Source organism: Streptomyces sp. NPDC028907 (assembly GCF_055564995.1).
In genome coordinates, this window is the sequence record NZ_JBVHVE010000006.1 from 490,733 (window position 1) to 513,345 (window position 22,613).

Below are 22,613 nucleotides of genomic sequence, written 5' to 3' on the forward strand. Positions count from 1 at the left end.
CGGCACGTCAGGCGGCCCCGGCACTTGTTTCGGACATGTGCTCTCGCATACGTTCCCGCTCGTCGGGCGGACGCCGAATCCTGCCGCCGCCCGTGTCATCCATCCCCGGAACTCACACACGCACGGCAGGAGCGGGGGACCCAGGTAAGTCGCCGGACCGGACGCCTTGATGGCGCACCGGCCCGGCTCGGGGTGAAGTCGCGCCACCGCTCAGCGGCGCGGCCGGGCATCTCCCGCCCGAACCCGACAGCTCACCTCGCAGGCGCCGGAGAGGAACAGCGCCATGCCCCGAGGCAAGCACCGCCGCCCCCGCACCAACCCGCTCACTCGTCGCGTCGCCATCGCAGGCACCGGCACCGCAGCCCTCGCGCTCCCGCTCCTGAGCGCGACCACCGCGAGCGCCGCCCAGCCGGCCCAGACCCCCACCGCCGCGCAGGCCAATACCCTTACGTACACCACCAAAAAGGGCGATTCGCTCTACGGCATCGCGGACCGGTACGACGCCCAGGGTGGCTGGAAGCAGCTCTACAAGGACAACCGCAAGGCCATCGGCGACAACCCCCGGCTGATCCACCCGGGCGTCGACCTGGAGGTCCGGGCGACGAAGAAGGCCGGCACCGCGAGCGCAACCGCCGACAAGGCCGCCGCACCCGCCAAGAAGTCCGCCGTCGCCCAGGCCACGCAGTCCTCGGTGAAGACATACCCGGACAACCTCGACGGCTGGATCCGCAACGCTCTGGACATCATGGGACAGAACGGGATTCCCGGATCTTACGAGGGCATCCACCGCAACATCATGCGCGAGTCGTCCGGCAACCCCCAGGCCATCAACAACTGGGACTCCAACGCGGCCGCGGGCACCCCGTCCAAGGGCCTCCTCCAGGTCATCGACCCGACCTTCGCGGCCTACCACGTGCCGGGCACCGTCTACGACCCCTTCAACCCGGTCGCGAACATCGCGGCCGCGTGCAACTACGCGGCCGCCCGGTACGGCTCGATCGACAATGTGAACGGCCCTTACTAGCCCTGAAGCAGGATCGAGTGGGCTAATTCACCCTTACTGGGCTGAATCGGTCAGGGCGCCCGCGCTGACGCCCGCGAACAACCTCTCGAGGACGACGGCGATGCCGTCGTCCTCGTTCGAGAGGGTGATCTCGTCGGCGACCGCCTTGAGTTCGGGGTGGGCGTTGGCCATCGCCACCCCGCGGGCGGCCCAGTCGAACATGGGGATGTCATTGGGCATGTCCCCGAAGGCGATGGTCTCGTGCGCGCCGAGGCCGAGATGCTCGGCGGCGAGCGCGAGACCGGTCGCCTTGGTGATGCCGCATGGCTGGAGTTCGACGGTCCCGGGCCCGGACATGGTGACCGTCGCGAGAGAGCCCACGACCGCCCGCGCCGTCGCCGCCAACTCGTCGTCGGACAGGGTGGGATGGCGCAGCAACACCTTGCTGATCGGCTCGCACCACAGGTCGTCCCGGTGCTGGACACGGACAGCGGGCAGGGTGGGGTGCGGCATCAGGTACCCGGGTTCGATGAGCGTGAGCCCGTCGACGCCGTCCTGGTCGACGGCCGCGTACACCTCCCCGACCTCGGCCTCGATCTTGCCGAGCGCGGTCTCCGCCAACTCCCGGTCCAGGGTGATCGACCACAAGAGACGGTCCGCGCCGGCGTCGTACAACTGCGCGCCCTGTCCGCACACCGCGAGCCCCCTGCTGCCCAGGACGTCGAGGAGCGGCCGCACTCTGGGCGCCGGCCGCCCCGTCACGACGAGGTGCTGAGCACCGGCCGCCGCGACCTGCGCGAGCGCGTCGAGGGAACGGTCGGAGAGCGTGTCGTCGCCTCGGAGCAGCGTCCCGTCCAGGTCAGTGGCGATGAGTGAATATGCGATGGGTGGGGCCATGATCAGAGAATACGGACAGGAAGCCCCATCGACTCGACGTGAACCGGACGGCTGCTGTGTTCACATGTGTTGACACCTGTTCCGGTTCGGATTCTGTTTCCGTGTGCACAACTTCCTTCCGCTTGTTGCGATTTCACCCCCACGTGGTCCCTCGACCCGCACCATCGCCTACGCGGGAGGGGGCCTGAGCCTCGACCGTGCGCCGCGACCTGGTGATTCGCCGGCCCCGGCGACGCGAGTTCCGTACTGCCCAAGACCGGCACCTCACCCGTAACGTGTGGCCCGACCACATGGCACGGAGCGTAAGAGAGTGAGGCAGCACCCCATGCCCCCCTTCGATCTCCCCGAGGGCGACCCCTTCGGCACGCACAACCTTCCGTATGGCGTCTTCTCCCTCCCCGGCTCGGACTCCGCACGCCGGGTCGGCGTCCGGCTCGGCGACCACGTCCTCGACGCGGGCAAGGCGGCCTACGTGCTCGGCTCGCCGTACGCCCCGCTGCTCGCCCAGGACTCCCTGAACCCGCTGCTCGCCGCGGGCCGCACCACCTGGTCCGACGTGCGCCGCGCGCTGACGGCGTGGGTGACGGTGCCGGCGCACCAGGAGGCCGTCGCGGACCTGCTGCACCCCCTGTCCTCGGTGACCCTGCACCTCCCCTTCGAGGTCGCGGACTACGTCGACTTCTACGCCTCCGAGAACCACGCCCGGAACGTCGGCCAGATCTTCCGTCCCGACGCCGCCGACTCCCTCACTCCCAACTGGAAGCACCTCCCGATCGGTTACCACGGCCGCTCCGGCACGGTGGTGGTGTCCGGCACGGACGTCGTACGGCCGTCCGGCCAGCGCAAGGCCCCCACCGACCCCGCCCCGGTCTTCGGTCCGTCGGTCCGCCTGGACATCGAGGCCGAGGTCGGCTTCGTGGTCGGGACGCCCTCGAAGATGGGCAACCCGGTGGCACTGGGTGACTTCCGCGAGCACGTCTTCGGCCTGTGCCTCCTCAACGACTGGTCGGCACGCGACGTCCAGGCCTGGGAGTACGTCCCCCTCGGCCCGTTCCTCGGCAAGTCCTTCGCCACGTCGGTGTCGGCGTGGATCACCCCGCTGGACGCGCTGGAGGAGGCCCGGGTGGCAGCACCGGAGCGGACGCACCCCCTGCTGCCGTACCTCGACGACTCCGGCTCCGAAGCCGAAGCCGGCGGCTACGACCTGCGCATCTCTGTGGCCATCAACGGTCACGTGGTCTCCGAGCCCCCTTTCTCCACCATGTACTGGACGGCCGCCCAGCAACTCGCCCACATGACCGTGAACGGCGCCTCCCTGCGCACCGGCGACCTCTACGGCTCGGGCACAGTGAGCGGCCCGACGGAACGCGAGCGCGGCTCCCTGCTGGAGCTGACCTGGAACGGCCGGGATCCCCTCGAACTCCCCGACGGAAAGCGCACGTTCCTGGAGGACGGCGACGTGGTCACCCTGTCCGCCTGGGCGCCGGGCCCCGGTGGGGTCCGAGTGGGCCTGGGAGAGGTCACCGGGCAGGTGGTGGCAGGCAGTTGACGTGAGACCGGGGAGCGCGGGCCCGCGCCTCGGAGCGAGGGGCGTCGAGACGCCGGCGGTCCGCGAGGCGCTACGACGGCAGGGGGCGGCGGCGAGGGCCGGGGCGGCGTACGCCCGGCGCCCGGCGGCGAGTTCGGCGACTCTTCACCGCTGACTCCGGCGACCGTCACCGTCATACTGGCTGGAGGTGGCGTGTTCCTCGTCCACCGCCCCGCATGTCCGCCCGCGCACCTCCCCTGACCAGGATCCGGAGCCTCCGGCATGACCTTCTGCCTGCTCCTGTTGAGCACCGTCGCTCTGACAGCAGCCGTGCCCGTTCCGCGAGCGTTGACCCGTGCCGCATGGCCCGAACGGGAACCCGTGGTCGCGCTCTGGGTGTGGCAGTGCCTGGTCGCCACCGTCCTGCTGTGCTGCCTGACGGCCCTGTCATTGGGTGCAGCGGCCGTCTTCGGCACCGTACGCGCGCAGCTCTTCGCCCCGGCACCGCCTGCGGTGACCGCGGCGTACGACCTCTCGTCCGCGTCTGCCTGGGCCGCCGTCCTCACCCTGCTCCTGGCCTGCGGCGCCGCCTGGACGACGGCGATGCTGGGCCGCGAACTCGCTGAGGCCCGCCGACGCCGCGGCCAGGCCAGGGCCCACCTGCGCGAACGCGCCCCCGACCTGCCGGCCGGGCTGCCCGCGGCCCGCGGCCCGCTCCTGGTCCTGGAGGACGAGTACCCGGACGCCTGGTGGATGCCCGGCAACCCGGCCCAGCTGATCGTCACCACCGGTGCCCTGCACCGCCTCACCGACCACCAGCTGGACGCCGTCCTCACCCATGAGCGGGGCCACGCCCGCGCCCGCCACGACTGGCTCCTGCACCTCTCGACCGCACTCGCCACCGGATTCCCCCGTATCCCGTTGTTCGCCCACTTCTGCGACCAGACCCACCGTCTGGTCGAACTGGCCGCCGACGACACCGCGTCCCGCCGCTGCGGTCATCTGACGACGGCTCTGGCCCTGATCGAGCTCAACCAGCACCGAGGCGTCCTGTCCTGCGCCTCCACCCACCGCCTCCTGGGCGAACGCGTCGACCGCCTCCTCCAGCCGCCGCCCCGTCTGGGCCGCCACCACCGGGCGTTGACCACGACGCTGGCCGCGCTGGTGCCCCTGCTGCCGCTGCTGATCACGTTCGCGCCCGGGCTGACGGCGTTGGCGTGACCGTCGCGCTCGTGGGGTGCCGGACGGACTGAGCGGCCGACCGCCGTTCCTTCCCAGCCAGGCCCTAGGCCCAGTCCTCCGGCTCCGGCTCCATCTCGGGCCAGTCGTCCGCCCCGTGATCGGCTGCGGGCGCCGCATCGCCCCCTGCCCCGGCATCGGAGTCACCGCGCATCGAGGCCAGCACCTCCAGCACGCCCTCCCCGTACGTGGCCAGCTTCTTCTCGCCGACCCCGCCGACGCCTCCGAGCTCCCGTACGGACGCGGGCCACACCGTCACGATCTCCCGCAGGGTCGCGTCATGGAAGATCACATAGGCTGGAACGCCCTGCTCCCGAGCCTGCTCCGCACGCCAGGCCCGCAGCGCCTCGAAGGCCGGCACCAGTTCCTCGGGCAGCTCGGCCGCCGCGGCCTTCGCTCTGCGCTCTCCGCGCCCGGACCCGCCGGAACCGGACCCGGACGCCGACCGCGCGGTCACCGGCTTCTTCGGCTCCTTCCGCAGCGGCACCTCCCGCTCACGCCGCAGCACCGTGCCACTGGCTTCGGTCAGCACGAGCGTCCCGTACTCACCCTCGACCGCGAGCAGCCCCTGTGCCAGCAACTGCCGGATGACGCCCCGCCATTCGCCCTCGTTCAGCTCCTCGCCGATCCCGAACACGGAGAGCTGGTCGTGATCGAACTGGATCACCTTGCCGGTCCGCTTGCCCAGCAGGATGTCGACGATCTGCAACGCCCCGAACTTCTGCCCCCGCTCGCGCTGCAACCGCACCACCGTCGACAGCACCTTCTGCGCCGCGATCGTGCCGTCCCAGGTCTCCGGCGGTGTCAGGCAGGTGTCGCAGTTGCCGCAGCCCACCGGGTCGGGGTCCTGGCCGAAGTAGGCGAGCAGCTGGCCGCGCCTGCACTGGGCCGTCTCGCACAGCGCCAGCATGGCGTCCAGGTGCGAGGCGGCCCGGCGCCGGAACGCCTCGTCGCCCTCGCCCGACTGGATCAGCTTGCGCTGCTGGATGACGTCGTTGAGCCCGTACGCCATCCAGGCCGTGGAGGGCAGGCCGTCACGGCCGGCGCGGCCCGTCTCCTGGTAGTAGCCCTCGACCGACTTGGGCAGGTCGAGGTGGGCGACGAAGCGCACGTCCGGCTTGTCGATGCCCATCCCGAAGGCGATGGTCGCCACCACGACCAGGCCCTCCTCCCGCAGGAACCGGGACTGGTGCGCCGCGCGCGTGCCCGCGTCCAGGCCCGCGTGGTACGGCACCGCCTCGATGCCGTTGCGGCTCAGGAACTCGGCCGTCGCCTCCACGGACTTTCGGGACAGGCAGTACACGATGCCCGCGTCGCCCGCGTGCTCCTCGCGCAGGAAGCTCAGCAGCTGCTTCTTCGGGTCCGCCTTCGGCACGATCCGGTACTGGATGTTGGGCCGGTCGAAGCTCGCCTCGAAGTGCCGGGCCGTCGGCATGTTCAGCCGCTGGGTGATCTCCTGGTGCGTCGCACGCGTGGCCGTCGCCGTGAGCGCGATCCGGGGGACGTCCGGCCAGCGCTCGCCGAGCAGCGAGAGCGCCAGATAGTCGGGGCGGAAGTCGTGGCCCCACTGGGACACGCAGTGCGCCTCGTCGATCGCGAACACCGCGATCTTGCCGCGCGAGAGCAGGTCCAGCGTCGAGTCGAGCCGCAGCCGCTCCGGGGCGAGGTACAGCAGGTCCAGCTCGCCCGCCAGGAACTCCGCCTCCACCACACGCCGCTCGTCGAAGTCCTGCGTGGAGTTGACGAACCCGGCCCGCACGCCGAGCGTCCGCAGCGCGTCCACCTGGTCCTGCATCAGCGCGATGAGCGGCGAGACGACGATGCCCGTACCCGGTCTGACCAGGGACGGGATCTGGTAGCAGAGCGACTTCCCGCCTCCGGTCGGCATGAGCACGACAGCGTCGCCGCCGGCCACCACATGCTCGATGACGGCCTCCTGCTCGCCGCGGAAGGCCTCGTACCCGAAGACCCGGTGCAGTGCGGCCAGCGCCTCGCTGTCGCCCGCCTGTGCCACCTCGGTCACCCTTGGCATCTCGCTGATCCCGCCCGTCGCACCCATCGCCGTGTCCCCCGTACGTCGTCCCTCGACCACTGCCTCCACGATAGGGGCCGCCACCGACAGCCCCCGAAGTTATCCACAGGCTCACCCCTCACCCGCCTCCACAACACAGCGGCCCGGCGTCCCCCCGAGGGAAGCCGGGCCGCTGCGGTGCACACGGGCCGTGCGAGCGGGCCGTACAGGCGGCGCCGCGTCAGCGCACGAAGACCCCCGCCGTACTCGCCAGATCCAGGAAGTACTGCGGCGCGACACCCAGCACCAGCGTCACCGCCACCCCGACCCCGATCGCCGTCATCGTCAGCGGCGACGGAACGGCGACCGTGGGCCCCTCGGGCCGTGGCTCACTGAAGAACATGAGCACGATGACACGGATGTAGAAGAACGCCGCGATCGCCGACGAGATCACACCGACCACGACCAGCGGGGCCGCCCCGCCCTCCGCCGCAGCCTTGAACACGGCGAACTTCCCGGCGAAGCCGGAGGTCAGCGGGATGCCGGCGAAGGCCAGCAGAAACACCGCGAACACGGCCGCGACCAGCGGCGAACGGCGGCCCAGACCCGCCCAGTTGGACAGGTGCGTGGCCTCCCCGCCGGCGTCCCGCACCAGCGTCACCACCGCGAACGCCCCGATCGTCACGAACGAGTACGCGGCCAGATAGAACAGGACGGACGACACCCCGTCCGGCGTGGTCGCGATGACACCCGCGAGGATGAACCCGGCGTGCGCGATCGACGAGTACGCCAGCAGTCGCTTGATGTCGGTCTGCGTGATCGCGACGATCGCTCCGCCCAGCATGGTGACGATCACCACGCCCCACATGACCGGCCGCCAGTCCCAGCGCAGGCCCGGCAGCACGACGTACAGAATCCGCAGCAGCGCACCGAACGCCGCCACCTTCGTCGCCGCCGCCATGAACCCGGTCACCGGCGTCGGAGCGCCCTGGTAGACGTCCGGCGTCCACATGTGGAACGGGACGGCGCCCACCTTGAACAGCAACCCCATCACGATCATCGCGGCGCCGACCAGCAGCAACGCGTCGTTGCCCATCGTGTCCGCGAGCGCCGGGGTGACCTCTGGGACCGTACCGTCGACGACCTGGGCGATCGTCGCGTACGACACGGAGCCCGCGTAGCCGTACAGCAGCGCGATGCCGAACAGCGTGAACGCGGAGGCGAAGGCGCCGAGCAGGAAGTACTTGACCGCGGCCTCCTGCGACATCAGCCGCTTGCGGCGGGCCAGCGCGCACATCAGGTACAGCGGGAGCGAGAGGACTTCCAGGGCGATGAACAGCGTCAGCAGGTCGTTGGCCGCCGGGAAGACCAGCATGCCCGCGACCGCGAACAGCAGCAGCGGGAATACCTCGGTGGTGGTGAACCCGGCCTTCACCGCGGCCTTCTCGCTGTCGCTGCCCGGGACGGACGCGGCCTGCGCGGCGAAGGAGTCGACCCTGTTGCCGTGCGCCGCCGGGTCGAGCCGTCGCTCGGCGAAGGTGAACAGGCCGACCAGGGCGGCCAGCAGGATCGTGCCCTGGAGGAACAGGGCCGGTCCGTCGACGGCGATGGCGCCCATCGCGGCGATGCCCGCCTTGGTGGTGGCGTATCCGCCGGCCGCGAGCGCCACGACCGCGGCGAAGGCCGCGACGAGCGCCACTACGGAGATGAACACCTGTGCGTAGTAGCGAGCCTTGCGCGGGACGACCGCCTCGATCAGCACCCCGACGACCGCCGCACCGACGATGATCAGGGTGGGCGAGAGCTGTCCGTACTCGATCTTCGGCGCGCCGATCTTCGGGATCGGATCGGCCGCGATTGTCCACAGGCTATGGACGGCTGATGCGCTCACTTGGCCGCCTCCACCTCGGGCTGGGGGTCCTTCTTCTGTACGTCGGACATGGTCTGCTTGACCGCCGGGTTGACGATGTCCGTGACGGGCTTCGGGTAGACGCCCAGGAAGATCAGCAGTGCGACCAGCGGGGCGACGACCACGAGCTCGCGCACCCTGAGGTCGGGCATCGCCGAGACCTCCGGCTTCACCGGGCCCGTCATCGTCCGCTGGTAGAGGACGAGGGTGTAGAGCGCGGCGAGCACGATGCCGAACGTGGCGATGATGCCGATCACCGGGTAGCGCGTGAACGTGCCGACCAGGACCAGGAACTCACTCACGAACGGTGCCAGTCCGGGTAGCGACAGGGTCGCGAGACTGCCGATCAGGAAGGTGCCGGCGAGCACCGGGGCGACCTTCTGCACACCGCCGTAGTCGGCGATGAGCCGCGAGCCGCGCCGGGAGATCAGGAAGCCGGCCACCAGCATCAACGCGGCTGTCGAGATGCCGTGGTTGACCATGTAGAGCGTCGCGCCGGACTGGCCCTGGCTGGTCATCGCGAAGATGCCCATGATGATGAAGCCGAAGTGCGAGATCGACGCGTACGCGATCAGGCGCTTCATGTCCCGCTGACCGACCGCGAGCAGCGCTCCGTAGACGATGCTGACCAGCGCCAGGACGAGGATCGCGGGCGTCGCCCACTTGCTGGCCTCCGGGAACAGCTGGAGGCAGAAGCGGAGCATCGCGAAGGTGCCCACCTTGTCGACGACCGCCGTGATGAGCACGGCGACCGGGGCGGTGGACTCCTGCATGGCGTTGGGCAGCCAGGTGTGCAGCGGCCACAGCGGTGCCTTCACCGCGAAGGCGAAGAAGAAGCCGAGGAACAGCCAGCGTTCGGTGTTCGTCGCCATGTCGAGCGTGCCGTTGGCGCGGGCCTCGGCGATCTCCTGGAGGCTGAAGTTCCCGGCGACCACGTAGAGGCCGATCACCGCGGCCAGCATGATCAGACCGCCGACCAGGTTGTAGAGCAGGAACTTCACCGCGGCGTACGACCGTTGCGTCGACGCCACCTTCTCGCCGTGCTCGTGGGCACGGTCCCCGAAGCCGCCGATGAGGAAGTACATCGGGATGAGCATGGCTTCGAAGAAGATGTAGAAGAGGAAGACGTCGGTGGCCTCGAAGGAGAGGATCACCATCGCCTCGACGGCCAGGATCAGGGCGAAGAAGCCCTGCGTGGGCCGCCAGCGCGAACTGCCGGTCTCCAGCGGGTCGGCGTCGTGCCAGCCCGCGAGGATGATGAACGGGATCAGCAGCGCCGTCAGCGCGATCAGCGCCACCGCGATGCCGTCCACGCCGAGTTCGTAGCGGACGCCGAAGTCGGCGATCCAGGCGTGGGACTCGGTGAGCTGGTAGCGGTCGCCGTCCGGGTCGAAGCGGACCAGGACGGTGATCGCGAGGGCGAGTGTGGCGAGCGAGACGAGCAGCGCCAGCCACTTGGCGGCGGTGCGCCGGGCGGCCGGTACGGCGGCCGTGGCGACCGCTCCGATCGCCGGGAGCACCGCCGTAGCTGTCAGCAGAGGAAAGGACATCGGTATCAGACCGCCCTCATCAGCAGGGTCGCGGCGATGAGGATCGCCGCACCGCCGAACATCGAGACCGCGTACGACCGCGCGAAGCCGTTCTGCAGCCTGCGCATCCGTCCGGACAGGCCGCCGACCGAAGCCGCCGTGCCGTTGACGACGCCGTCGACCAAGGTGTGGTCGACGTACACCAGCGAGCGCGTGAGGTGCTCGCCGCCACGTACGAGGACGACGTGGTTGAAGTCGTCCTGGAGCAGGTCGCGCCGGGCGGCCCGGGTGAGCAGCGACCCGCGCGGGGCGACGGCGGGGACCGGGCGGCGGCCGTACTGGGCGTAGGCGATGGCGACGCCGATGATCATGCACGCCACGGTCGCGCTGGTGACCACTGCCGCGCCGATCGGCGGGTGACCGTGGGAGTGCCCGGTGATGGGCTCCAGCCAGTGCACGAAGCGGTCGCCGATGCTGAAGAACGCACCGCCGGCCACCGATCCGACGGCCAGCACGATCATGGGGATCGTCATGACCTTGGGCGACTCGTGCGGGTGCGGCTCCGCGTGCTCGCCGTGCGTCTCGGCGGCGGGCTCCACGCTGGGCTCGGCCGGTGAGGCCGTCTTCGTGTGCCGCCAGCGCTCCTCTCCGAAGAACGTCATCAGCATCACGCGCGTCATGTAGTACGCCGTGATGGCGGCGCCCAGCAGCGCGCAGCCGCCGAGGATCCAGCCCTCGGTGCCGCCCTTGGCGAACGCCGCCTCGATGATCTTGTCCTTGGAGAAGAAGCCGGACAGGCCCGGGAAGCCGATGATCGCGAGGTAGCCGAGGCCGAACGTCACGAAGGTGACCGGCATGTACTTGCGCAGGCCGCCGTACTTGCGCATGTCGACCTCGTCGTTCATGCCGTGCATGACCGAACCGGCGCCGAGGAACAGCCCGGCCTTGAAGAAGCCGTGCGTCACCAGGTGCATGATCGCGAAGACGTAGCCGATGGGGCCGAGTCCGGCGGCGAGGACCATGTAGCCGATCTGCGACATGGTCGAGCCGGCCAGCGCCTTCTTGATGTCGTCCTTCGCACAACCGACGATCGCACCGAAGAGGAGCGTGACGGCGCCGACGATGGTGACCACCAACTGCGCGTCGGGAGCGGCGTTGAAGATGGCGCCGGAGCGGACGATCAGGTAGACGCCAGCGGTCACCATCGTCGCGGCGTGGATGAGGGCCGAGACCGGGGTCGGGCCCTCCATCGCGTCCCCGAGCCAGGACTGCAGCGGCACCTGGGCGGACTTGCCGCACGCGGCGAGCAGCAGCATCAGACCGATCGCGGTGAGCCTGCCCTCGCTCGCGTCACCGACCAGGCCGGGCTCCCCCTCCCCGCCGAGCACCGGCCCGAAGGCGAAGGTGCCGAACCAGAGGAACATCATCATGATCGCGATCGACAGACCCATGTCGCCGACGCGGTTGACCAGGAATGCCTTCTTCGCGGCGGTGGCGGCGCTGGGCTTGTGCTGCCAGAAGCCGATCAGCAGGTAGGAGGCGAGACCGACGCCTTCCCAGCCGACGTACAGAAGCAGGTAGTTGTCGGCGAGGACGAGCAGCAGCATCGCCGCGAGGAACAGGTTCAGATAGCCGAAGAAGCGGCGGCGCCGCTCGTCGTGCTCCATGTACCCGACCGAGTACAGGTGGATCAGCGAGCCGACGCCGGTGATCAACAGCACGAACGTCATCGACAGCTGGTCCAGGCGGAAGGCGATGTCCGCCTGGAAGCCCTCGACCGGGATCCAGCTGAACAGGTGGCTCGTCAGGGTCCGGTCCTCGGCGCTCCTGCCGAGCAGGTCGGCGAAGAGGACGACGCCGAACACGAAGGAGACGGCGGCGAGGGCGGTGCCGATCCAGTGGCCGACGCGGTCGAGGCGTCGGCCTCCGCACAGCAGTACGACCGCTCCGAGCAATGGCGCCGCGACCAGCAGCGCAATCAGGTTCTCCACGATTCTTCCGACCCCTTAGAGCTTCATCAGGCTGGCGTCGTCGACCGAGGCCGAGTGGCGGGAACGGAACAGCGACACGATGATCGCGAGCCCGACGACGACCTCCGCGGCGGCGACGACCATCGTGAAGAAGGCGATGATCTGGCCGTCGAGATTGCCGTGCATCCGTGAGAAGGCCACGAGCGTGAGGTTGCACGCGTTGAGCATGAGCTCGATGCACATGAAGACGACGATCGCGTTGCGCCTGATCAGCACGCCGGTGGCGCCGATCGTGAACAACAGGGCGGCGAGGTAGAGGTAGTTGACCGGGTTCACTTCGACGCCTCCTCGGGCCGCTTGAAGGTCGCCGGCTCGATCGCGGTCCGCTCCAGCCGTTCCTCAGCGCGCTGCTCCAGGGCCCGCAGGTCGTTCAGCGCCTCGGTGGACACGTCACGGATCTGGCCGCGCTCGCGCAGCGTCTTGCTGACCGTGAGGTCGGACGGCGTGCCGTCGGGCAGCAGGCCCGCGATGTCGACCGCGTTGTGCCGGGCGTACACGCCGGGCGCGGGCAGCGGCGGGACGTGCTTGCCTTCGCGGACGCGCTGCTCGGACAGCTCGCGCTGCGTCTTGGCGCGCTCGGTGCGCTCCCGGTGCGTGAGCACCATGGCGCCGACGGCGGCCGTGATCAGCAGGGCTCCGGTGATCTCGAAGGCGAAGACGTACTTGGTGAAGATGAGGGCCGCGAGGCCCTCCACATTGCCGTTCGCGTTCGCCTGGGCGAGGCCGTTGAACTCCGTGATCGAGGCGTTGCCGATGCCACCGACCAGCAGGACGCCGAAGCCGAGGCCACAGAGAAGGGCCAGCCAGCGCTGGCCCTTGATGGTCTCCTTCAGGGAGTCCGCGGCCGTGACGCCGACCAGCATCACCACGAACAGGAACAGCATCATGATCGCGCCGGTGTAGACGACGATCTGCACGATGCCCAGGAAGTAGGCGCCGTTGGCGAGGTAGAAGACCGCCAGGATGATCATGGTCGCGGCGAGACAGAGCGCACTGTGCACGGCCTTCTTCATGAAGACGGTGCACAGGGCGCCGATGACGGCGACGGTGCCGAGGATCCAGAACTGGACGGCCTCGCCGGTGGAGGTGGAGTAGGCGGCGAGTTGCTCGGTCATCGGCCGATCACCTTCCCGGACGCCGGTTCGTCCTCGCCGAAGGTGGTGGCGGCCTCCTGCGGGACCTCGCCCTTGGAGAGCGCGATCTGCTGGGTCGTACCCGGCGCGGCCTCCGTCACCAGACCCCGGTAGTAGTCCTGCTCGTCGGTCCCCGGATAGATCGCGTGGGGACTGTCGACCATGCCGTCCTCGAGTCCGGCGAGCAGCTGCTCCTTGGTGTAGATGAGGTTGGCACGGCTGGAGTCGGCGAGCTCGAACTCGTTGGTCATCGTGAGCGCGCGCGTGGGGCACGCCTCGATGCACAGGCCGCACAGGATGCAGCGGGCGTAGTTGATCTGGTACACGCGGCCGTACCGCTCGCCCGGCGAGTAGCGCTCCTCGTCGGTGTTGTCGGCGCCCTCCACATAGATGGCGTCGGCGGGGCAGGCCCAGGCGCACAGCTCGCAGCCGACGCACTTCTCCAGGCCGTCCGGATGGCGGTTGAGCTGGTGCCGTCCGTGGAAACGCGGAGCGGTGGTCTTCTGCTGCTCCGGGTACTGCTCGGTCAGCCGCTTCTTGAACATGGCCTTGAAGGTCACGCCGAAGCCGGCCACGGGGTTCTGGAAACCGGGCTTGGTCTCCTTGGGCTCCTCAGCCATCGGACGCCTCCTTTCCATCCAGAGATCCGTCACTCTGAGTATCGGGCCCACCACTGACAATCAGCTCCCGCTCACGGCGCGGGCTGCGCCGAGGCACCGGCGGAAGCTCCTGTCCGGGCAGGGGCGGCACGGGGAATCCGCCCGCCATCGCGTCGAACGCGGGCTCCTCGGCGGGACGCGAGGCCGCTTTCGCCCGCTCGCGGAACATGTCCGCGATGAAGGAGAGGAGCAGCAACGCGATGACACCGCCTGCGACGTAGAGCACGATGTCGGCGAAGTCGTAGTTCTCGTTCCGGAGAGTCCGCACGGTCGCGACGAGCATCAGCCAGACGACGGAGACCGGGATGAGGACCTTCCAGCCGAGCTTCATCAGCTGGTCGTAGCGGACACGAGGCAGCGTGCCGCGCAGCCAGATGAAGAAGAACAGCAGCAGCTGCACCTTGACCACGAACCAGAGCAGCGGCCACCAGCCGTGGTTCGCGCCCTCCCAGAAGGCACTGATCGGGTACGGCGCCCGCCAGCCGCCCAGGAAGAGCGTCACGGACACGGCCGAGACCGTCACCATGTTCACGTACTCGGCGAGCATGAACATCGCGAACTTGATCGACGAGTACTCGGTGTTGAAGCCGCCGACCAGGTCGCCCTCGGACTCGGGCATGTCGAACGGGGCGCGGTTGGTCTCGCCGACCATCGTCACGATGTAGATCAGGAAGGACACCGGCAGCAGCACGATGTACCAGCGGTCCTGCTGCGCCTCGACGATCGCCGACGTCGACATCGAACCGGAGTAGAGGAACACCGAGGCGAACGCCGCGCCCATCGCGATCTCGTACGAGATCATCTGCGCGCAGGAGCGCAGACCGCCGAGCAGCGGATAGGTGGAACCGGAGCTCCAGCCCGCCAGCACGATGCCGTAGATGCCGACCGAGGCGACCGCGAGGATGTAGAGCATCGCGATCGGCAGGTCGGTGAGCTGCATCGTGGTGCGCTGGCCGAAGATCGAGATCTCGTTGCCGGCCGGACCGAAGGGGATCACCGCGATCGCCATGAAGGCCGGGATGGCCGCGACGATCGGCGCGAGGACGTAGACCACCTTGTCCGCGCGTTTGACGATGACGTCTTCCTTCAGCATCAGCTTGATGCCGTCGGCGAGCGACTGGAGCATGCCCCAGGGGCCGTGCCGGTTGGGGCCGATGCGCAGCTGCATCCAGGCGACGACCTTGCGCTCCCACACGATGGAGAACAGCACGGTCACCATCAGGAAGGCGAAGCAGAACACCGCCTTGATGACGACCAGCCACCAGGGGTCGCGGCCGAACATCGAGAGGTCTTCAGCGGCGAGGAAAGGGCTCATGCCTCCACCTCCTCGGGGGCCTCGGACGCGAGGGTCGCCGGGCCGATACGGACGAGTGAGCCGGGCAGCGCCCCGGTGTCGGAGGCGACGCCACGGCCCGCGGAGTTCAGCGGGAGCCACACCACCCGGTCGGGCATCTCCGTGATCTGCAGCGGCAGTTCGACGACTCCGGCCGGGCCGCTCACGGCGAGGACGTCGCCGTTCTTCACCCCGGCCTCGGCGGCCGTGGCGGCCGACAAGCGCGCGTGGGCGGCGTGCCGAGTGCCGGCGAGCGCCTCGTCGCCCTGCTGGAGGAGGCCCTGGTCGAGCAGCAGCCGGTGCCCGGCCAGCACGGCCTCACCGGCGGCCGGTCGCGGCAACTGAGCCGCGATCTCCAGCGGTTCGGTGGCCCGTGGGCCGTCCCAGGATCCGAGCCGGTCGATCTCCGCGCGCGTGGTGCGCAGATCCGGCAGGCCAAGGTGTACGTCCATGGCGTCGGCCAGCATCTGGAGCACGCGCGCGTCGGTCGGGGCCAGGCGGCGGGTCATCTGGTCGGGCTTGAGCGCGGCCTCGAAGAAGCGCACCCTGCCCTCCCAGTTGAGGAAGGTGCCGGCCTTCTCGGCGACCGCGGCGACCGGCAGCACGACATCGGCGAGCTCGGTCACCTCGCCGGGCCGCAGCTCCAGCGACACCACGAAGCCGACCTCGGCGAGCGCCGCACGCGCGCGTGCCGGGTCGGGCAGGTCGGCGACCTCGACGCCCGCGACCAGCAGTGCCTGGAGTTCGCCGGTGGCGGCGGCCTCGACGATCTGTCCGGTGTCGCGGCCGTAGCGGTGCGGGAGATCGGCCAGGCCCCAGACGGCGGCGACCTCCTCCCGCGCGCGCGGGTCGGTCGCGGGACGTCCGCCGGGCAGCAGCGACGGCAGGGCGCCCGCCTCGACGGCACCGCGCTCCCCCGCCCGACGCGGGATCCACACCAGTTCGGCACCGGTCGCCGTCGCGGCCCGTACGGCGGCGGTGAGCCCGCCCGCCACGGCGGCCAGCCGTTCGCCGACGACGATCACGGAGCCCTCGGTGCGCAGCGCCTCGGACGCCTTCGATCCGGCCTCGTCCAGGCCGACACCGCTCGCGAGCGCGTCCAGCCACTCGGTCTCGGTGCCGGGAGCAGCGGGCAGCAGCATGCCTCCGGCCTTCTCCAGACCGCGCGTGGAGTGCGTGGCCAGCGAGAACACCTTCTGGCCGTGCTTGCGCCAGGCCTTGCGCAGCCGCAGGAAGATGCCGGGCGCCTCCTCCTCGGCCTCGAACCCGGCCAGCAGGACGGCCGGCGCCTTCTCCAGCGAGGTGTACGTGGCACCCGTGCCGTCGAGGTCGCGGCCGTGACCGGCGACCCGCGCGGCGAGGAAGTCGGCCTCCTCACCGCTGTGCACGCGCGCGCGGAAGTCGATGTCGTTCGTGTCGAGTGCCACGCGCGCGAACTTGCTGTACGCGTAGGCGTCCTCGATGGTGAGCCGGCCGCCGGTCAGGACACCGGTCCGGCCGCGCGAGGCGAGCAGCCCCTGGGCCGCGATCTGGAGCGCCTCCGGCCAGGAGGCCGGTTCGAGATCACCCTCGGCGTTGCGCACCAGCGGCGTCTGAAGCCGGTCACGCTGCTGCGCGTACCGGAAGGCGAACCGCCCCTTGTCGCAGATCCACTCCTCGTTGACCTCGGGTTCGTTCGCCGCGAGGCGCCGCATGACCTTGCCGCGCCGGTGGTCGGTGCGCGTGGCGCAGCCGCCGGAGCAGTGCTCGCACACGGACGGCGACGAGATCAGGTCGAAGGGGCGGGAGCGGAAGCGGTACGCCGCGGAGGTGAGGGCGCCGACCGGGCAGATCTGGATGGTGTTGCCGGAGAAGTACGACTCGAACGGGTCGCCCTCACCGGTGCCGACCTGCTGGAGCGCACCGCGCTCGACCAGCTCGATCATCGGGTCGCCCGCGACCTGGTTGGAGAACCGGGTGCAGCGGGCGCACAGCACACACCGCTCGCGGTCGAGCAGCACCTGGGTGGAGATCGGGACAGGCTTCTCGTACGTCCGCTTGCGGCCCTCGAAGCGGGACTCGGCGTGTCCGTGCGACATGGCCTGGTTCTGCAGCGGGCACTCACCGCCCTTGTCGCAGACCGGGCAGTCCAGCGGGTGGTTGATGAGCAGGAGCTCCATCACACCCTTCTGGGCCTTCTCGGCGACCGGCGAGGTGAGGTGTGTCTTCACGACCATGCCGTCCGTGCACGTGATCGTGCAGGACGCCATCGGCTTGCGCTGGCCCTCCACCTCGACGATGCACTGGCGGCAGGCGCCGGCCGGGTCGAGGAGGGGGTGGTCGCAGAAGCGGGGGATCTCGATGCCGAGCTGCTCGGCGGCCCGGATGACCAGGGTGCCCTTCGGCACGCTGATCTCGGCGCCGTCGATCGTCAGCGTCACGAGATCTTCCGGCGGGACCGCCGCCTCGCCTCCTCCGGAGGGAGCGCTGGTGGTCACAGTCATGCGTTCACCTCCGTGCGGTGGTCGGCCCAGGCCGTCGACTTGGCCGGGTCGAAGGGGCAGCCGCGGCCCGTGATGTGCTGCTCGTACTCCTCGCGGAAGTACTTCAGTGAGGAGAAGATCGGCGAGGCGGCACCGTCGCCGAGGGCGCAGAAGGACTTGCCGTTGATGTTGTCGGCGATGTCGTTGAGCTTGTCGAGGTCGGACATGACGCCCTTGCCGGCCTCGATGTCGCGCAGCAACTGCACGAGCCAGTACGTGCCTTCGCGGCAGGGCGTGCATTTGCCGCAGGACTCGTGGGCGTAGAACTCGGTCCAGCGGGTGACGGCGCGGACGACGCAGGTCGTCTCGTCGAAGCACTGCAGGGCCTTGGTTCCGAGCATGGAACCGGCGGCACCCACTCCTTCGTAGTCAAGAGGGACGTCGAGGTGCTCGTCGGTGAACATCGGCGTCGAGGAGCCGCCCGGCGTCCAGAACTTGAGGCGATGGCCGGGGCGCATCCCGCCGCTCATCTCCAGCAGCTGGCGGAGTGTGATGCCCAGCGGAGCCTCGTACTGGCCGGGATTGGCGACGTGGCCGCTGAGCGAGTAGAGGGTGAAACCCGGGGACTTCTCGCTGCCCATCGACCGGAACCATTCTTTGCCCCGATGCAGAATCGCGGGAACCGACGCGATCGACTCGACGTTGTTCACAACAGTCGGGCAGGCGTAGAGACCTGCCACCGCAGGGAAGGGGGGACGCAGCCGCGGTTGACCACGGCGGCCTTCGAGCGAGTCGAGCAGTGCGGTCTCCTCACCGCAGATGTACGCGCCCGCACCCGCGTGCACGGTGAGTTCGAGGTCGAGTCCGCTGCCCAGGATGTTCTCGCCGAGGTAGCCCGCCGCGTGGGCCTCGCGCACGGCCTCGTGCAACCGCCGCAATACGGGGACGACTTCACCACGCAGATAGATGAAGGCATGCGAAGACCTGATGGCATAACACGCGATGACGATGCCCTCGATGAGGCTATGCGGGTTCGCGAAGAGGAGCGGGATGTCCTTGCAGGTTCCGGGCTCCGATTCGTCGGCGTTGACAACTAGATAGTGCGGTTTTCCATCACCCTGGGGAATGAACTGCCATTTCATTCCGGTCGGGAATCCCGCGCCACCGCGCCCGCGCAGACCGGAGTCCTTGACGTACGCGATCAGGTCGTCCGGCGACATGGCGAGCGCCTTGCGCAGACCCTCGTACCCTTCGTGCCTTCGGTAGACGTCCAGCGTCCAGGACCTGTCCTCGTCCCAGAAGGCCGACAGTACGGGTGCGAGCAGCTTCTCGGGGCTGTTTTCCTTCAGCTCTGGTGCCAACGTCATCACTCCCCCTCCTCGGCGACAGGCCCTGCCGGGTGGGCTGGGTCGGACGCGGACGATTCCTGCGGCGCGTCGTGCGAGCTGAGGTGTTCAGCCGGCGACGGTTCGTGCACTGCCTTGCCCTGCGGCTCGTCGTGCGGGCCGCCGTCGCGCGGATGGACCACGCGCGCGGGTGCGACCTCTCCCTTGGCCAGGCGGAGGCCCACCAGCGACGCCGGTCCCGCACTGCCGCCCTCCTCGACGGCCCCGGGCCGCTCGTCGGGGAAGCCGGCCAGGATCCGCGCGGTCTCCTTGAAGGTGCACAGCCGCGCCCCGCGCGTCGGCTCGACGGGCCGTCCCGCCCGGAGGTCGTCGACGAGGCGCTTGGCGCTGGCCGGGCTCTGGTTGTCGAAGAACTCCCAGTTGACCATCACGACCGGCGCGAAGTCGCAGGCCGCGTTGCACTCGATGTGCTCCAGGGTGACCTTGCCGTCGTCGGTGGTCTCTCCGTTGCCGACGCCCAGGTGCTCCTGGAGCTCCTCGAAGATCGCGTCGCCGCCCATCACCGCGCACAGCGTGTTGGTGCAGACACCCACCTGATAGTCACCGCTCGGCCTGCGCCGGTACATCGTGTAGAAGGTGGCCACCGCGGTGACCTCGGCCGTGGTCAGGCCGAGCACGTCCGCGCAGAACTGCATTCCGGTGCGCGTGACATGCCCCTCCTCCGACTGCACGAGATGCAGCAACGGCAGGAGGGCCGACCGGGAGTCCGGGTAGCGGGCGATGACCTCGCGCGCGTCGCGCTCGAGCCGTTCCCGAACGTCGTCCGGGTACGCGGGCGCGGGCAGTTCGGGCATGCCCAGGCTGACGCCCCGCTCAGAAGAAGAGGTGGTCACCGGTCGACGCCTCCCATCACGGGGTCGATGGACGCGACGGCCACGATGACGTCGGCGACCTGGCCGCCCTCGCACATCGCCGCCATGGCCTGAAGGTTGGTGAAGGACGGGTCGCGGAAGTGGACCCGGAAGGGGCGGGTGCCGCCGTCGGACACGGCATGCACCCCGAGCTCGCCCTTGGGCGACTCGACGGCGACGTACGCCTGGCCCGGCGGGACGCGGAAGCCCTCGGTGACCAGCTTGAAGTGGTGGATCAGGGCCTCCATGGAGGTGCCCATGATCTTCTTGATGTGGTCGAGCGAGTTGCCGAGCCCGTCCGGGCCCAGGGCGAGCTGGGCGGGCCAGGCGATCTTCTTGTCGGCGACCATGACCGGGCCGGGCTGAAGGCGGTCCAGGCACTGTTCGACGATCCCGAGCGACTGGCGCATCTCTTCCAGACGGATCAGGAAGCGCCCGTAGGAGTCACAGGTGTCGGCGGTCGGGACCTCGAAGTCGTAGGTCTCGTAGTCGCAGTACGGCTGCGCCTTGCGCAGGTCGTGCGGCAGACCGGTGGAGCGCAGGATCGGGCCGGTGGCGCCGAGGGCCATGCAGCCGGCCAGGTCGAGATAGCCGACGTCCTGCATCCGGGCCTTGAAGATGGGGTTCCCGGTGGCGAGCTTGTCGTACTCCGGGAGGTTCTTCTTCATCTTCTTCACGAACTCGCGGATCTGGTCCACCGCGCCGGGCGGCAGGTCCTGGGCGAGTCCGCCGGGGCGGATGTACGCGTGGTTCATCCTGAGGCCCGTGATGAGCTCGTAGATGTCGAGAATCATTTCACGATCGCGGAATCCGTAGATCATGATCGTGGTGGCGCCGAGTTCCATGCCGCCGGTGGCGATGCACACCAGGTGGGAGGAGAGCCGGTTCAGCTCCATCAGGAGCACCCGGATGATCTTGGCGCGCTCGGTGATCTGGTCCTCGATGCCGAGGAGCTTCTCGACGGCGAGACAGTAGGCGGTCTCGTTGAAGAAGGACGTCAGGTAGTCCATGCGCGTCACGAACGTGGTGCCCTGCGTCCAGGTCCGGTACTCGAGGTTCTTCTCGATGCCGGTGTGGAGGTAGCCGATGCCGCAGCGGGCCTCGGTGACGGTCTCGCCGTCGATCTCCAGGATCAGGCGGAGCACTCCGTGGGTGGAGGGGTGCTGCGGGCCCATGTTGAGGACGATGCGCTCGTCGTCGGCGCGGGCCGCGGCCTGGACGACCTCGTCCCAGTCGCCACCGGTGACCGTGTATACGGTGCCCTCGGTGGTCTCACGGGCGGATGCTGACTGCGTGCTCACGAGTACGACCTCCGCTGGTCCGGAGCCGGGATCTGGGCGCCCTTGTACTCGACGGGGATGCCGCCGAGGGGGTAGTCCTTGCGCTGCGGGTGGCCCTGCCAGTCGTCCGGCATCATGATCCGCGTCAGGGCGGGGTGACCGTCGAAGACGATGCCGAAGAAGTCGTACGTCTCGCGCTCGTGCCAGTCGTTCGTCGGGTACACGGAGACGAGCGACGGGATGTGCGGGTCGCTGTCGGGGGCGCTGACTTCGAGGCGGATCAGCCGGTTGTGGGTGATCGAGCGCAGGTGGTAGACGGCGTGCAGCTCGCGGCCCTTGTCGCTGAGGTAGTGGACGCCGCTGACGCCGGTGCACAGCTCGAAGCGCAGGGCCGGGTCGTCGCGCAGGGTGCGGGCGACACGGAGCAGGTGCTCGCGTTCGATGTGGAAGGTGAGTTCGCCGCGGTCGACGACCGTCTTCTCGATGGCGTTGTCGGGCAGGAGGCCCTGTTCCTCCAGCGCGCCCTCGAGTTCGTCGGCGACCTCGTCGAACCAGCCTCCGTAGGGGCGGCTCGCCGGTCCCGGGAGCCGGACCGAGCGGACGAGGCCGCCGTAGCCGGAGGTGTCGCCGCCGTTGTTGGCGCCGAACATGCCGCGCTGGACGCGGATCTCCTCGCCGCCCTGGCCGCGCTGGCCGGGGAGGTTGGAGGCGGAGAGGTCCTTCTCGGGGTTGACCCCGTTCGACCCGTTCGCCCCGTTGGTGCCGTTCGCGTCGCTCACCGCAGCAGCCCCTTCATCTCGATCGTGGGCAGGGCCTTGAGCGCCGCTTCCTCCGCCTCACGGGCCGCTTCCTCGGCGTTAACGCCGAGCTTGGAGGACTGGATCTTCTGGTGGAGCTTGAGAATGGCGTCCATCAGCATCTCGGGCCGCGGCGGGCAGCCGGGAAGATAGATGTCGACCGGGACGATGTGGTCGACGCCCTGCACGATCGCGTAGTTGTTGAACATGCCGCCCGAGGAGGCGCAGACCCCCATGGAGATCACCCACTTGGGGTTCGGCATCTGGTCGTAGACCTGTCGGAGCACCGGCGCCATCTTCTGGCTGACCCGGCCGGCGACGATCATCAGGTCGGCCTGGCGCGGCGAGCCGCGGAAGACCTCCATGCCGAAGCGCGCCAGGTCGTAGCGGCCCGCGCCGGTCGTCATCATCTCGATGGCGCAGCACGCGAGGCCGAAGGTGGCCGGGAAGACGGACGCCTTGCGTACCCAGCCCGCGGCCTGCTCGACGGTGGTCAGCAGGAATCCGCTCGGCAGCTTTTCTTCGAGTCCCATGAGTTAAAGGCCC

18 protein-coding genes and 1 riboswitch are annotated in these 22,613 nt (G+C 69.4%); of the genes, 3 read left to right on the top strand and 15 right to left on the bottom strand.

The window, feature by feature from the left end:
• Positions 1–93 precede the first annotated feature (93 nt).
• A riboswitch (cyclic di-AMP (ydaO/yuaA leader) is annotated at positions 94–278 on the top strand.
• Between the two features lie 5 nt (positions 279–283).
• The gene (locus ACZ4UU_RS21335) at positions 284–1,024 is read left to right on the top strand and encodes a transglycosylase SLT domain-containing protein (RefSeq protein ID WP_471904933.1); all 741 of its coding nucleotides are present in this window, start codon (positions 284–286) and stop codon (positions 1,022–1,024) included.
• A gap of 33 nt (positions 1,025–1,057) precedes the next feature.
• On the opposite strand, the gene ACZ4UU_RS21340 is transcribed toward ACZ4UU_RS21335, so the two are convergent.
• Positions 1,058–1,900, bottom strand: a complete 843-nt coding sequence (locus tag ACZ4UU_RS21340; RefSeq protein WP_471904934.1) for an HAD family hydrolase — start codon at positions 1,898–1,900, stop codon at positions 1,058–1,060.
• Positions 1,901–2,225: 325 nt separating this feature from the next.
• Between ACZ4UU_RS21340 and fahA the strand changes: the two genes are divergently transcribed.
• Together fahA and ACZ4UU_RS21350 are read left to right on the top strand one after the other, a co-directional pair.
• Positions 2,226–3,449 (top strand): fumarylacetoacetase, encoded by a 1,224-nt coding sequence (gene fahA / locus ACZ4UU_RS21345; protein ID WP_471904935.1) that lies wholly within the window; start codon positions 2,226–2,228, stop codon positions 3,447–3,449.
• Positions 3,450–3,710: 261 nt separating this feature from the next.
• The gene (locus tag ACZ4UU_RS21350; protein WP_471904936.1) at positions 3,711–4,649 is read left to right on the top strand and encodes a M56 family metallopeptidase; all 939 of its coding nucleotides are present in this window, start codon (positions 3,711–3,713) and stop codon (positions 4,647–4,649) included.
• 64 nt (positions 4,650–4,713) lie between these two features.
• On the opposite strand, the gene recQ is transcribed toward ACZ4UU_RS21350, so the two are convergent.
• The 14 genes from recQ to ACZ4UU_RS21420 form a co-directional block, all read right to left on the bottom strand.
• Positions 4,714–6,726, bottom strand: coding sequence for a DNA helicase RecQ (gene recQ / locus ACZ4UU_RS21355; protein WP_471905097.1), 2,013 nt, complete (start codon positions 6,724–6,726; stop codon positions 4,714–4,716).
• A 193-nt stretch (positions 6,727–6,919) separates the two neighbouring features.
• Entirely contained in the window at positions 6,920–8,569 is a 1,650-nt protein-coding gene (gene nuoN / locus ACZ4UU_RS21360; RefSeq protein WP_471904937.1) for an NADH-quinone oxidoreductase subunit NuoN, read from the bottom strand.
• Positions 8,566–10,137: an NADH-quinone oxidoreductase subunit M gene (locus tag ACZ4UU_RS21365; protein ID WP_471904938.1), complete on the bottom strand. Its 1,572-nt coding sequence runs from the start codon at positions 10,135–10,137 to the stop codon at positions 8,566–8,568. The genes nuoN and ACZ4UU_RS21365 overlap by 4 nt, the downstream gene beginning before the upstream one ends.
• A 5-nt stretch (positions 10,138–10,142) precedes the next feature.
• A complete protein-coding gene (gene nuoL, locus ACZ4UU_RS21370; protein WP_471904939.1) occupies positions 10,143–12,107 on the bottom strand; it encodes an NADH-quinone oxidoreductase subunit L in 1,965 nt (654 codons plus the stop codon).
• Between the two features lie 15 nt (positions 12,108–12,122).
• On the bottom strand, positions 12,123–12,422 hold the full coding sequence (gene nuoK / locus ACZ4UU_RS21375) for an NADH-quinone oxidoreductase subunit NuoK (RefSeq protein WP_003998919.1): 300 nt from the start codon (positions 12,420–12,422) through the stop codon (positions 12,123–12,125).
• Positions 12,419–13,261: an NADH-quinone oxidoreductase subunit J gene (locus ACZ4UU_RS21380; protein WP_471904940.1), complete on the bottom strand. Its 843-nt coding sequence runs from the start codon at positions 13,259–13,261 to the stop codon at positions 12,419–12,421. Before ACZ4UU_RS21380 ends, nuoK begins: the two co-directional genes overlap by 4 nt.
• Positions 13,258–13,899 (bottom strand): NADH-quinone oxidoreductase subunit NuoI, encoded by a 642-nt coding sequence (gene nuoI, locus ACZ4UU_RS21385; protein WP_471904941.1) that lies wholly within the window; start codon positions 13,897–13,899, stop codon positions 13,258–13,260. Before nuoI ends, ACZ4UU_RS21380 begins: the two co-directional genes overlap by 4 nt.
• The gene (gene nuoH, locus ACZ4UU_RS21390) at positions 13,892–15,253 is read right to left on the bottom strand and encodes an NADH-quinone oxidoreductase subunit NuoH (protein WP_471904942.1); all 1,362 of its coding nucleotides are present in this window, start codon (positions 15,251–15,253) and stop codon (positions 13,892–13,894) included. Before nuoH ends, nuoI begins: the two co-directional genes overlap by 8 nt.
• Positions 15,250–17,754 carry an NADH-quinone oxidoreductase subunit G gene (locus tag ACZ4UU_RS21395; protein ID WP_471904943.1) on the bottom strand — a complete coding sequence of 835 codons (2,505 nt, stop codon included), beginning with the start codon at positions 17,752–17,754 and terminating at the stop codon, positions 15,250–15,252. The genes nuoH and ACZ4UU_RS21395 overlap by 4 nt, the downstream gene beginning before the upstream one ends.
• Positions 17,751–19,100: an NADH-quinone oxidoreductase subunit NuoF gene (nuoF, locus tag ACZ4UU_RS21400; RefSeq protein ID WP_471904944.1), complete on the bottom strand. Its 1,350-nt coding sequence runs from the start codon at positions 19,098–19,100 to the stop codon at positions 17,751–17,753. The genes ACZ4UU_RS21395 and nuoF overlap by 4 nt, the downstream gene beginning before the upstream one ends.
• Positions 19,100–19,972, bottom strand: coding sequence for an NADH-quinone oxidoreductase subunit NuoE (gene nuoE / locus ACZ4UU_RS21405; RefSeq protein WP_471904945.1), 873 nt, complete (start codon positions 19,970–19,972; stop codon positions 19,100–19,102). Before nuoE ends, nuoF begins: the two co-directional genes overlap by 1 nt.
• Positions 19,969–21,291 (bottom strand): NADH-quinone oxidoreductase subunit D, encoded by a 1,323-nt coding sequence (locus tag ACZ4UU_RS21410; protein WP_471904946.1) that lies wholly within the window; start codon positions 21,289–21,291, stop codon positions 19,969–19,971. The genes nuoE and ACZ4UU_RS21410 overlap by 4 nt, the downstream gene beginning before the upstream one ends.
• On the bottom strand, positions 21,288–22,049 hold the full coding sequence (locus ACZ4UU_RS21415) for an NADH-quinone oxidoreductase subunit C (protein ID WP_471904947.1): 762 nt from the start codon (positions 22,047–22,049) through the stop codon (positions 21,288–21,290). The genes ACZ4UU_RS21410 and ACZ4UU_RS21415 overlap by 4 nt, the downstream gene beginning before the upstream one ends.
• A complete protein-coding gene (locus ACZ4UU_RS21420) occupies positions 22,046–22,600 on the bottom strand; it encodes a NuoB/complex I 20 kDa subunit family protein (RefSeq protein ID WP_007383964.1) in 555 nt (184 codons plus the stop codon). Before ACZ4UU_RS21420 ends, ACZ4UU_RS21415 begins: the two co-directional genes overlap by 4 nt.
• Between the last annotated feature and the right edge of the window lie 13 nt (positions 22,601–22,613).